This window comes from Rhizobium mayense (assembly GCF_030272705.1).
Classification (GTDB): Bacteria; Pseudomonadota; Alphaproteobacteria; order Rhizobiales; family Rhizobiaceae; genus Rhizobium; species Rhizobium mayense.
The window spans coordinates 231,811-242,891 of record NZ_JARFYM010000006.1; the positions used below are offsets into that span (position 1 = coordinate 231,811).

The 11,081-nt window shown below is 51.0% G+C and carries 9 protein-coding genes; 4 read left to right on the forward strand and 5 right to left on the reverse strand.

The window, feature by feature from the left end; translation table 11 throughout:
• Positions 1-42: 42 nt before the first annotated feature.
• The 4 genes from PY649_RS11120 to PY649_RS11135 form a co-directional block, all read right to left on the reverse strand.
• Positions 43-174, reverse strand: coding sequence for a hypothetical protein (locus tag PY649_RS11120; RefSeq protein ID WP_285868405.1), 132 nt, complete (start codon positions 172-174; stop codon positions 43-45).
• 108 nt (positions 175-282) lie between these two features.
• Positions 283-1,029 (reverse strand): DUF4393 domain-containing protein, encoded by a 747-nt coding sequence (locus PY649_RS11125; protein ID WP_285868406.1) that lies wholly within the window; start codon positions 1,027-1,029, stop codon positions 283-285.
• 412 nt (positions 1,030-1,441) lie between these two features.
• A complete protein-coding gene (locus PY649_RS11130) occupies positions 1,442-2,170 on the reverse strand; it encodes a GIY-YIG nuclease family protein (RefSeq protein WP_285868407.1) in 729 nt (242 codons plus the stop codon).
• A 183-nt stretch (positions 2,171-2,353) separates the two neighbouring features.
• Positions 2,354-2,881: a hypothetical protein gene (locus PY649_RS11135; RefSeq protein WP_285868408.1), complete on the reverse strand. Its 528-nt coding sequence runs from the start codon at positions 2,879-2,881 to the stop codon at positions 2,354-2,356.
• A 72-nt stretch (positions 2,882-2,953) separates the two neighbouring features.
• Between PY649_RS11135 and PY649_RS11140 the strand changes: the two genes are divergently transcribed.
• The 4 genes from PY649_RS11140 (at position 2,954) to PY649_RS11150 (ending at position 7,925) form a co-directional block, all read left to right on the forward strand.
• Positions 2,954-3,589, forward strand: a complete 636-nt coding sequence (locus tag PY649_RS11140) for a hypothetical protein (RefSeq protein ID WP_285868409.1) — start codon at positions 2,954-2,956, stop codon at positions 3,587-3,589.
• A gap of 375 nt (positions 3,590-3,964) precedes the next feature.
• Positions 3,965-4,345 (forward strand): VOC family protein, encoded by a 381-nt coding sequence (locus tag PY649_RS35155; RefSeq protein ID WP_414125138.1) that lies wholly within the window; start codon positions 3,965-3,967, stop codon positions 4,343-4,345.
• A gap of 9 nt (positions 4,346-4,354) precedes the next feature.
• Positions 4,355-6,679 carry an NHL repeat-containing protein gene (locus tag PY649_RS11145; protein WP_285868410.1) on the forward strand — a complete coding sequence of 775 codons (2,325 nt, stop codon included), beginning with the start codon at positions 4,355-4,357 and terminating at the stop codon, positions 6,677-6,679.
• 58 nt (positions 6,680-6,737) lie between these two features.
• A complete protein-coding gene (locus PY649_RS11150; protein ID WP_285868411.1) occupies positions 6,738-7,925 on the forward strand; it encodes a cytochrome-c peroxidase in 1,188 nt (395 codons plus the stop codon).
• A gap of 22 nt (positions 7,926-7,947) precedes the next feature.
• On the opposite strand, the gene PY649_RS11155 is transcribed toward PY649_RS11150, so the two are convergent.
• Positions 7,948-10,860, reverse strand: coding sequence for a P-loop NTPase (locus tag PY649_RS11155; RefSeq protein ID WP_285868415.1), 2,913 nt, complete (start codon positions 10,858-10,860; stop codon positions 7,948-7,950).
• Positions 10,861-11,081 lie beyond the last annotated feature (221 nt).

Genomic DNA, 11,081 nt, shown 5'->3' on the forward strand with positions numbered 1-11,081 from the left:
TTTGCTTACCCTTTTTCTCCTGGTAGAAAAGGGTGGCGGAGGTCAGCGCAACGCACCAGTGGCAATATCGGCGGCGGTGATTTTTTGGGAGAAATCAGGAAAGCGTGAATTATCTCGGGATAACAAAGACTTACGGCTGGTCGGAGTGGAGAGATTCGAAATCGTATAAGCCATTGATTCTCAACAACAATTTCCACTCTTTGTAACACTGTAACGGCCTACATTCTGTTCTAGATTGCAAGAGCATATGACCCGCATCGAAAGCTGCTCGCAAGAGCGAAGCTATAGGCTTACCGCCTCCATAAATTTGTGTCCGACATCCGTGAACCGTAGTTCCTTAAAGAGGCGGATACCATTTTGTATCTGGTTCTCATCATAAAGCGGCTCCTGTTGAGCGCTATCGAAGAATGCGGTGATGCCCAAAGCATATAAATGCTGCCCGTAGAATTCGACGTTTTCGGGAAACATGAGGTTAGCGCGCGGTATCTCATCCAGCTCCATCTTTATGTTGCTGAAGGTATTTGAACTTCGCTCGTAATCTTGTGTAAACCACTGGCGGAAGGACCGGCGTTCTTGTTTCCAGAGAGTCCACATGGCGCTAAGTAATGTCGCCTCATCTGCCGATAGTTGCCTGACGATCTGAGCGAAAGCGGGATGCGCATTATGAACGCGCGTCTGGTCAATGCTACTGCTCAGAAGCTGTGAGAACATCTCAGATATCGGGCTATCCTCGGGTTCATACCGTATTCCTTCAAGGACCGGTCCTAACACCTGCGGAGGAGGTGGAAGTCGGTTATCTTCTGGAACGCGGCGAACGGACTTATCGAGGAAGTTTCTAAATCGGTCCTGCAGCGCGGCGGGATACTGTATAGGCGCGAGGGCAAGAAGAACTGTCTTCGTAATATCCTCTACAATATTTCCGACCTGCTGAGCGCCGGGCTTTACTGCATCGTCATAGGCGTCTTTGACAGGAATCTGCTTTGCAACTTCGACAGCTACCGCTGTAGCCAGGTCTACCTCTTCTTCCATCGCCGTCTACCCTGATCGCGGATTGAGTTATTGTAGCAATAAGCCTGCCGATCTTCACCGGCGAAGGTCATCTCGCATTGATTCTATCAGTCCGCTGAACGCCGACTCCCGTTCAGACCGTGGCCTATCGTTTGTTTCCACGATGGCCTGGGCGAAACGCGCTACGTCCGGCGACCCGAAAAGCTGACAGCGGGTTTGCCAAAGAGCAAAATCCTTTGAGTTTTCGTCTGAAGGTTGCACCGCTGCTTTATGGAGCGCTCCGAGAAGTCCTAGATAGGCTTCCCGCTTCTCCTGATACAGGCGGTCTTTCATCACTGCCCTGCGACTATTGAAATTGTCGATAACCGACTTCAGCAGCGATCCTATACCAAGGCCACCGATTAGCGGCAAAACCCAATCCATGCTCAGTGCCTCACCAAATTTTTGACCATCGTTTGAAGGCAGCAACGTCAGCCTTCGTCAGCTTGAACCATTCCCCACGTGTCCGCTTCGCGGCAAAGCGTTTATGCCAATACGCTTCAATGCCTGCCGGATCGTCGGTTAAGATCGAATGGACAAGCTCGATTTCCTGAGGAAGCTCGATCTGAATTTGCCGACCGCGCTTATTGAGTGAGGTCGTGAAGCCGATCTTGTAATCTGTCCCGTGGCGCTGCATGTAGACGTAGCCGACTAAGGTGGCCGGATTGTCACGGTCGTAGTCGACGTTCTGACGGCGCGGAATGTATGCCCGCGCCAACGAAGCGACCTCTACCTCACCAGCTCGGTCAGCGTGTTCGGCAAGGGCTGTCGCCAATTCGGCCATGCCCCAACGTTTCAACAAGGTTTTCCGATCGGGACTGTTAGGACGGTGATGAAATTCAAAATCGAGGTCGGAAGTCGTCGGGAAGCGGCCTAGTGCTTTAGCAATGTCCATCACCAGATCCAAGAGAGCGTCTGCGCTCCATGCGACCTGAAGTTCATTCGGTGCCAGTCCTGCCTCAGCAACGGCATCACTCCAGTTTCGCCAAATCTTTCCCTGCCATTCGTGACGCTTAATTCCCGTCTCTGCTTCGAACCTCGCAATGCCCGGCGATTTGCCGCCGTTGTCAGCCGCAACTTGCTGGATCTTAAGAAGTATGTCCTGCTTCTTGTAATCGCTCATTCGGCTGATTCCCGTTATGGGCGTATTTTGCTCACGACTACACAAAAAGAAAAGCCCGCCGAGTATACGCTAGGCGGTTACATATACGTATTATTGCCGGTTCGCCCTTGCTTCGAAACGATCATTACCGAACACGCAGGTTCGCCGCCGACAGAGGAAAAAGCGGCATGAATTCAAAAGTACCTATTTGAGTAGCGACTGTAACATATGACCTAGATCCGGAGGCTGAAGATCGGCTTTTTCACGAAACACATTCGCCAACTCGTGAGCCTTCTTTCCGGTTCGCTTTGCGGCCTCCTCGGCCTCAAATGGATTTCCTTCAAAATGGTTGGCGTATCTGGCGCTGGCCGCCTGAGCTTCGCATTCGTTCAAAAAGCTCATTGCCCTATAAGCTGTGTCCGCATCTAGCGAATGCCAATCGACGTCTTGAGGGTATGCAGGCGGATCGGGAAGTGAGAACGTGGTCGGAATTTGAGTTTGTCCGTAGTGAGCTACCGAGGCATCGACCAACTCAGCACATTCGATCGCGTAACTCTCAAGGATCGATGCAACTTTCATGCACAAATATGTCCTGGCGTGTTTTTGGCGGGTACGGGACCGAACAAAATCAGCAAGCCAGGTCAACATTGGAGACAAGAAAGCCGTGATGACACCGGTACTTATAACCGCCGTGACAATTTCCTTCGTGGTCCAAATCGATGCATCAGCCATTACACTCTCCGCGTTCACTCGCGGACAATGCTTACGCTAATAAAGAGCGTCAATCGAGCCAATGGAGAGCCTATGAACAATCTGCCGCCTAAAGAACCGCGTTTTAAGAAAGCAAAAGCTGGATCGGGCAAACAGCAGCAACTCGTCCAGAAAAAATTATCGGATACCGCTCGCTTATCCGACGCTGTGCCGGATGATATCAAACTCGCTGTTGCGACAGCCATTATGCAGTTTTCAGAGATGGAAATGCACGCAGAGGAGTTCATTTGGGCGGTGCTTGGCCTTTCGTACGATGACGGAAAGCTGGTCACTCAGATTGAAACTAAAGAAAAAATCGAGCTGGCGAAGAAGCTATCGGAACGGTACGCCATGCCGCTGCATCCCAATGCTCAGACAACCGCCGACGCATGGACTGGTATCCGTAGAGCCATAGAGGCTCGGAACAAAATGGCTCATGGCGTTTGGCGCATGATCGACGGCGCGATCCCGATCGTCATTTCACATCGCATCCCGACTGAACCAGGTAGCATAAACAGCGAGCACTTTCCCTTAGACCGTATTCAATCGGTCGGCTCAATCTGTACCAAAGCCGGTAGATTGTTTGTAGCGCTAAATCGCAAAATTGCAACCAACGGGAGGCCAGCGCCCTTACCCACGCACGCTCCCGACGATGCGGAACTTTCAATCAATGACACCAAAGCACCCTAATCGAAATTTCGGAAAGTCGCGTCCAGCTACTAACGGCACACTTTGATAGATACCTACAGCAACTTGATTGATAGCGAAGTGAATCCTACGAATAAAACGGCTTAGTGGGGACCTGTAAGAGCTTGTGGGAAGGACGCACAATTTCTTTGCCCTCAGCGCCACCCAATTTATAGATAGCCTTGCGTCGCTTCAGCGACGCAATAAAAAACCGTATGCGAGCAAGAACATACCAATTATTGGCGGAATTCTTTCGAATTTAGTCAGCACGCACCACAATACATTGAAACTCTTCATCTAGCGTGGTACACCCAGGTTGCATCAGCTTTGTCTTAATTTCGCAAGCTGGTATTTCCGCGTCCATCGAGGAGCATCCCAGTGATCAGAGGTTTGCGGGACATCTACGTAAACGTTAGCGATATGCGAAGATCGATTGCATTCTATCGAGATATATTAGGGATTCCAGTCAGTTCTGAGACGACATACTGGACATCACTTGATCTCTATTCTTTGAGATTGGGTTTGCATTGGACGGGCGGGACCGCTGTCCCCTCAATCCCTGCGGATGAACATGGACCCTTTTCCGGGGCAACTATAACTTTCGAGGTTCCCGAGATGGATAAGTTCGTTGAGCACCTGAAACAGAGTGGGGTTTCAGTCGGGCCCATACTAACCTACGACTGGGGTCGCATTGTCACTTTAGCGGACCCCGATGGCAACATCTTGAAAGCCTTGGAACCCGTTCCGGCACGCGATTAGGAGGACGCCATGCGCACGCTGATCATCGGATTGATGATGGTCCTGTGTTTCGGTACAGTTCTCGCCAGCCCACCGCCCTTTCCAGACGAAATGAAGTATCCAAATGTAGTGCCTCCGCGAAAGCAATTTGGCGGATACGGCTCGGGTCTCGGTCAGATGAATGAACCCGTGGCTGTGGCAGTGTCAAAACAGAGCGAGATCTATATTGCTGACACGTTTAACAATCGAGTAATTGTTTACAGCGTCGACGGGGTTTTTCTACGATCGTGGGGATCGCTAGGCCGCGATTCAGGGAAGTTGGTCAACCCTCAGGGTATATTTGTTGGGTCCGACGGAAAAGTTTACGTATCTGACACCGGGAACGGGCGCATTCAAGTCTATGATGCACTCGGAAACTATATTCGGACTATTGGAACTGGGATCGGTGGCATGTCAGGACACTTGAATGAGCCGATGGGATTGGCGGTCAAGGGCGAAAAAATCTATGTTGCCGACCGCGGCAACGAACGGGTGGCAATTTTTGGAACCGACGGCACGTACGAGGGGCAGATTGGAGAACTCGGTACGGCCGATGGACAATTCAACTATCCAACCGACGTGGCGATTGATGATAGCGGTTTCGTATATGTCGCCGACGCCTATAACAATCGTATCCAAAAGTTTGACAATACAGGAAAATATGTCGCTCAGTGGGGCGGATGGGGATCATATTCAGGGCTTTTCGCAAATCCAAGCAGTGTCAGTTTTGCGGGTGACAAACTCTATGTCGGGGATCTGATTAACCACCGAATTCAAGTTTTTGACGACAAAGGTAACTATCTATATCAATGGGGTCGTCACCCCCCTACCGGCCATGAGGGCAACGGTCGGCTTCACTATCCGGCCAAAGTCGCCGTAGCACCTGACGACTCATTCAGTGTGGTCTGCGAGCCATTTGAATACCGTTGTCAGGTATTTGATACGTCCTCTGCCAGCGCCGTTCACAATGTGGATGACAAGGCATGGTGGGACAAGGGATCGCGCTTCCACTATGGCACGCGGGCCGTTTGTCAGGGTGGGTTAATGACAATTGCCGAGCCCGATACACATTCGGTTTTGGTTTTTGACATAACCGCCGACAAGCCCAAACTCCTCACAAGGCTTGGCGGTCAGGGTAGAGCGCTCGGGAGCTTTGTGCGGCCCTCAGGAATGACTATCAACAGCGATAGTGGAGAGATTATCGTATCCGATGGCGGCAACCATAGGTTACAAGAGTTTGAATTGTCAAGAATGGTGCCTGCGTCGGCTGAGTTCGCGCCGAACGTCAGCCGCGTTGTTCGCGCGAAGAGTGTGATAGGGCTTGCGTTGCCTCATATTAGCGCACAGGGTTTCGATGGTTCCAATGCCTCCCCAGTAGAGCCGAGCGCTCTGGCAAGGGATAAAGACGGCTCTCTCTACATGGCCGATCCGCACAATTCGAGGGTAATTGTTCTAGACAAGGATATGAACCCCGTCAGGACAATTGGACACTATGGGAGCGGCGACGGAGAGTTGGAAGTCCCCAATGACATCAGCTTCAGCAAAGACGGTGAAACGCTTTACATCGTGGACACCTATAATTTTCGTATCGAAGCATTTGATCGCAAGACAGGGAACTACAAATTCCAATGGGGCGCCCCGGGCGCGCAACAAGGGAACTTCATACACCCGTTTGGTATTGCCAGCGGGAATGACGGCTTTGTCTATGTTTCAGACGATGCGGCTAACAGGATTCAAAAATTCGATGAAGCAGGCAATTTCGTTTTGACGTTCGGTCGTTGGGGAACCGAGCCGGGACAATTTTACAAGCCCAAAGGCGTCACACAGGATTATAAAGGGCGCATAATTGTCGCGGACTTCGGAAACCATCGCGGCCAGATATTCACTTCAAGCGGCGATTATTTGGATATGTTCGGCATTGGAGAAGGGTATACTCCGCCTCTCGTTCTTGCCAATCAGGCCCACGTCCTGGCATCGGCCGGGCCTTCGAGCCAAATTAGCAATGGTGGGTCGTACGTGGTGACCTATAGCATCTCGGATGGCGCTATCAGCATTGGACAGCCATTCGCGCTCACTCTTCGGATATTAAACGCACAAGATCATAGTGATGCGTCCGACGTAGGATTGTCGGTAAGCGCAACTATGCCTGCTCACTATCATGGGATGAATACTCAGCCCACGGTTGAAAGGGCGCCTGATGGCTCCTGGCACATTAAGGGTATGTTGTTTCATATGCCTGGAGCTTGGCAATTGAACTTTGACATCAGCGGACCTAACGGAATCGAGCGTGCGCAGGCAGATTACCTACTGCAGTAGGGGACCTTGACCCAAAATGTCGCGAATTCTTTTAGTGGGTGCGATATGGACCCTCTTCTTGACGCTGGATGCTTCCAGTGAAGTAATAACACCCGAGGATCAAGAGGTTAGCTTTTCGAATTCAGAAGAAGCTATCATCCTTGGTATGTCGCCGATGCCCGAACCGCCTAGTGACCCAACAAACAGACTGGCACAGGCCGCCGGAGCGATAGCTTTGGGACGAAGGCTTTTCTTCGATTCTCGCTTGTCACAGGGAAACGTAGTCAGTTGTGCATCTTGCCACAATCCTCTCGAAGGTTGGGCGGACGGACGTCCGCTCGCGCAGGGACTCGCGCTTGGAGACAGAAATACACCATCTCTAGCAAACTCGTCATATCAGCGATGGTTCGGCTGGACCGGGGCCTCGGCCACACTTTGGCAACAAATAATCCGGGCAATAACAAACCCGCACGAGATGGGCGGAACCCCCGTAGCAGTAGCTGAGCTTCTAGAAACTGACACCATCTATTCAGCAACATTCAAAGATGTCCTTGCCGACGCCTACGGAAGAAGCATTGATCACAGTGTCGGTTCCCTCAATGAGCCGAAAACAAAGCTGGTGGCTGCCGCTAAGGCGATCGCGGCGTTCGTTGCCACGCTTTCTTATGGCTGTGCGCCGTTTGATAGATTCGTTGATGGTTTGCGAACGTCTTCCGCAGGAGAGCAGGAAGCGATCAGTTCCAGTGCAAAGCGCGGCCTGAAGATTTTTATTGGCAAAGGGCGATGCAACACATGTCACTATGGGCCACTCTTTTCGGACCGCGAATTTCACGATCTCAAAGTACCTGGGCGTGACGGCAAGTTCTCCGATGATACTGGTCGTTACTTGGGGCTGGAACAGTTGGCAGCGGATGGCTTCGGCCCTAATTCGGACTTCAGTGATTCTAAAGATAGCGAAATAGGCAATCTTATCAATTACACGAAGAAACTACCCGAGAACGTAGGACAGTTCCGGACACCGTCCCTTCGAAATGTCTCACTCACGGCGCCTTATATGCACGCTGGGCAATACACCAGCCTCTTGGCCGTTCTGGACCACTACTCAGAAATGGCGGATGCTATGGTTCTCAACCACAGTGACGAGGGAGTGCTTGTACCGCTGTTTTTGACCATCAGCGAGAAGAATGATTTAATTAGTTTTTTAGAAACGCTTACTGACTACAGACTAGAGTCTGGCGCAAATCTGGCGTGCGAAATACGAAAATAGATCGATCAGGCGAGTGCCATAATCAAGACTCCTCACCCGTTTCGGTAGGCAGCGGAGTTTCCCCATTCAGGATTTCCTCGCTGTCGCCTTCGTCACTCGGCGGCGTCAAACACTCGGCGGAAGGTTCCTCCTTGGAAATCTCCACTGCAACAGGCCCACGCGTGTTAAATCGCAGCTCAAAATAGACAGGGCTGCCGACAGAGATCTCGTCCCAAAGGTCGTCAGACGTCCCGCCTGTTGGGCGGAAGAATATCTCCGAGATCATTCCCGGAACCCTAATGAAACCACTTGTTGGACCGAGCTTAGTCACATTACCAGTCCATCGACCATGAGGCGTCGCAGGATTTATCACCGGTAAGCGCGGCGTGTTTTTTTCCTTACCCGGTACGCGCATCTTGCTGGCCGAAGCCAAAACCTTTTCCAGTTCCGGGCGATCGCCCCTCATAAAATGAAATCTGATGGCGTGCAGATGCATTAGCAAGTTTTGATCTTCGGGCGTAAAGGAACGCTTCAAAGGTAATTCCAACTCATTGCGGAAGTCGTCGGCTAGCGTGATTAGTAACTCAAAGTAGACCTGATTCAGGAACTTGCTGTGTTGCTTTTGCTGCAATGCGGTTCGGATGGCTGCCAATGCCTTATCCGGGTGCTTCCTGAAGATGGCGCGCGCGTACGTTGCAGCCACATACTCAAGATGTGGTTGATCCTTAAGCGTCGTCTCCAACATTCCGATCCCCCGGTCACCGAGCTGGAGAACCTGCCGGAGTCGATAACTTTCTCGGATTAGAGCTTCGAAATCAGGAGCGCTCGAAAGTCCTTTTTGAAGAGCTTTTTGAGCGTCTTCTGCTAGTCTGGCGACATCATTCGGACTTGCAGCACCATTATTCAATCGATCGCGAATTTCATCAATTGCAATATGGGCAGAGAGGCTGCAAACGTAAGGATCACTTCGCTCCCCTCCAGCTACTTGTCGGAGGATGTTCTTTGCCTCACCTCTTAAAGACCTCCTCTCAAGCGTATCCTTCGCCTGCTCCGCTTCTCTTGCTAAGAGAGAAGCACGAGTATGCTTGATAGAATTGTCTCTCGGCCGAAGCGCCTCGGCTCTTTCAAGCTTTTGTCGTGCGAAATTTAAATTCCCCCCCGCCGAATTCATCTCTGTAATCGCCTGCTGTTGGAGGACAAATGTCTCGTCGCCAAATACTTTTTCGGCAAGAGAAAGAAGGTCCCTTCTTTCCTCTAATCCTGGAGCAAGTTCTCGAAGATTTCTGAACGATAACATTCTCCGCATGGCATCGTTGTCTGAAGAATAGCTGATATTCATATGCTCAAGAATTGAGCGATACTGTTGAAGCTGTTTAGACTGACTATCAAGAATTCGACGGAAGACAATATCTGCGATATGAGGATGTCGTGCTCGGTATGCATAATCGCGAGAACCTGGATCAATTTCGGCAAACACTAGGCCCTCCAAAGGACCCAAGAAGCGTCGCTCAAAGTCCCGAAAACCTATGCCCATCACGCGATGAACCAATGCCGCGCGAACAGGAACTCTGAAACGATTCAGGGTACAGACGAACAAATAAAGCTCTTGTGCTTCTGTGAGAAGAATTCGGTGATACTCTTCCACCAAAATGTCTTCTAAGAGTTTTCCCTGGGTCGCCTCATAGAGAGCAACAAGAAGTTGTTTATCTGCAACCTTTTCAAATGCCTCCCTCTGCTTTTCAAGTGGCTCTCCACTTAGAACCCCCAAGGATTTGTGTTCGCGCAGCCTCTTCAATAAGCTGTTGATCTCATGATCTTCGAGATTCCGTAGCTCCGTTTTGAACTTGAGACGTTCAGAAAATGCCTCCAGACCATTGCCAAGAGAAGCATGGGTATCGGCTAGCAAAACAGTAATCGGTACCCCAGCCGCTTCAAGGCGATCCAGAAGATTATTAATTGAAATCAGTTGATCGGCGGCATGATCCACCACGAGGATGGCATGCAGACCTGTCAGATCGTAAAGCTCCAGCAGCGGCTCCGCCCGGAGGTTTGCTCCCGGTGGAGCAAAGAGCACGAGCTTTCCATGAGTCGCAGCGAGATCATAGGCGATTCTCCTTAGAAGCACTGACTTCCCAGAGCCAGCTACGCCTCTGAGCGCAACGACATTGGCGCTCTCTTCCGATTTCTGAAGGCCTAATAGCTTCAGCATGAGTGTCGCATACGGCAACCGCTCAATGTCGAAACCCTGCTCAATAGGAGCCCAAGATTGGCTCTCACCCTTATAAAACAGCTCTGCAGTCACCGTTGTAGTTGGTAGCCCCGAGCGCACGTGCTCAACGTTGTTAGTAAGAAATGCAGCCAAACCAGGTGGAGCGACCACATTGCGTCTGAAATGGCGCTCAATCGAATTCGTCTCGGCCTTCAACACGCCATGCAGTTTTCTGGCCGTGGGATCGATGCTCTTATCAAGTTCCACCATAAAGTCATCAAAGGTGAACTTCAGCGGCGTAATGCGGCGCTTAGCAAGTAGGGCTTCATCAAACTGATTGATTCCCGGCGAGACGAAATAGTACATCGGCCGTGAGGATGCCTCCTTTTCAACCTGGGCGATAATAGCCTTGATATGCGGATCGTTCAGACGGCTTCCTGCAAAGATGATCGGGTACTCGTAAGCCAAATCCTCAAGCCGTCGAAACAGTCGTTTTCGATTGGTCTCAAACTCGATGTAGGTATCTGTTGTCAAAATGAGGGGGGCTTCGCGGTCAGAGAGTTGATCAATACTCCCATGAAGCTTGAAGTACGGCAGCGGGTCAGCCAGGGCCGCCAAGTCCTTTTCGATTCCACTTTGATCTTTGTAAAAGGCACGTAGTTCCTGGTGAGTATTGACGTTGGCACGATAAGCGTCTTCTACGATCAAATCATAGTTCAGCGTGAAGATCGCCTTCCACCGAAACAAGGGCAACGCCTTATGCCCCGGAGTTGGCAAAAAACCGGAAATTTTCTCAGCGACATATCGTTGGAGGGTATTTCGGCCAACCTCATTTTCGACAAGCGTCGCAACTTCCTCAAGAGTGCGGTTGAACCGCGCCGGGTTTGCCGGAGGCCGTTTGGTTTAAGTTATGCGGCCATGGCTGGCGCGTCCAGCATGGCATAGTAACGTTCTTCGGCTTCGGCAGG